A 1020-nucleotide genomic window follows, 5' to 3' on the forward strand; every position below is an offset into this window, starting at 1 on the left:
GGGGGAGTGAAAATAACAATATTAATTTGTTTCAAGCCATTTGTCCCTGGCGATTTTGGCCTGCTTAAGAATTCTTTTTAGTAAAGCCACACCAATTTTCCCTTTGTGTGGATTTGGTATGGTTAAAACAAGATCGCCTTTTACCATAAACGGATGCTTTCCTCCGGAATAGGGACCCTCAAAACCCAATTCTCTGAGTCTTTTTACAAGGGTTTTCCAGTCTACAGGATTTAGCTTAGGCAACGGCAAATTCTCCGAGATCGTCTATTGTATGGTTGCCAAGAGGGGGAATGGGGAGATTTCTACGCAATCTTAAAATGAGCCACTCCTCGATGATTTCCTCCAGGTTCTTACGGCATTCTTCAAGAGAAGTGCCTGTTGCCCAGACCCCTTCGAGTTCAGGTATTTCTCCATAGTAAGGCTCCTTTTCATCTTCAATTATCTCATATTTGGCTCTTTCAAGGGCTGCCTGTATATATTCGATCAACATCGACTTATCATCTCAAGCAATTATCACTTTGGGGATTGTATATAGCATTGTTTATTTCAGATATTTAGTAATTATCCTCATTTAGAAGTAGACTGGCAATCCTCTATGGAAAGGGACTGCATCGATCATTTCTGAGATATAAAGTACAGAATCTCTCATGGGGTCACCTCTTTCAGGACATCATCTTGCATCCTGGGATGCAGGGCTCGTTTTGATACCACGTCCACAGGCAATCCGAGCAAGTCTTCAAGGTAGTCGCCAAGTCCCACAAGATCAAACAGGGTTGCTCCGGTATCAAAATTGACCAGCACATCAACATCACTTCCCGGTTTTTCTTCCCCTCTGGCATAGGACCCGAAGATTCCGACAACCTCGGCTTTGTACTCCTGCCTGATCTCTTTCCGGTGTTCATTGATCAGGAGTTTGATTTCATCCAATCCCGGTGGGACTTTTTCTGATTTACTCATAATTTCAGTTCCTCGTGAGAGATAAGTGTACCAGCCTTCTTCTCAGACCTGTATCGATTTAAA

Annotated in this window: 3 protein-coding genes; all 3 read right to left on the bottom strand. The window is 42.9% G+C overall.

What is annotated here, in order from left to right; translation table 11 throughout:
* Positions 1 to 21: 21 nt before the first annotated feature.
* Complete coding sequence (locus CP947_RS10265; protein ID WP_096713086.1) at positions 22 to 243, bottom strand: type II toxin-antitoxin system HicA family toxin; 222 nt, start codon at positions 241 to 243, stop codon at positions 22 to 24.
* On the bottom strand, positions 236 to 490 hold the full coding sequence (locus CP947_RS10270) for a type II toxin-antitoxin system HicB family antitoxin (RefSeq protein ID WP_096713087.1): 255 nt from the start codon (positions 488 to 490) through the stop codon (positions 236 to 238). Before CP947_RS10270 ends, CP947_RS10265 begins: the two co-directional genes overlap by 8 nt.
* 155 nt (positions 491 to 645) lie before the next feature.
* On the bottom strand, positions 646 to 957 hold the full coding sequence (locus CP947_RS10275; protein WP_096713088.1) for a nucleotidyltransferase family protein: 312 nt from the start codon (positions 955 to 957) through the stop codon (positions 646 to 648).
* Positions 958 to 1020: the final 63 nt, after the last annotated feature.

The organism is Methanohalophilus euhalobius (genome assembly GCF_900215215.1).
GTDB lineage: Archaea > Halobacteriota > Methanosarcinia > Methanosarcinales > Methanosarcinaceae > Methanohalophilus > Methanohalophilus euhalobius.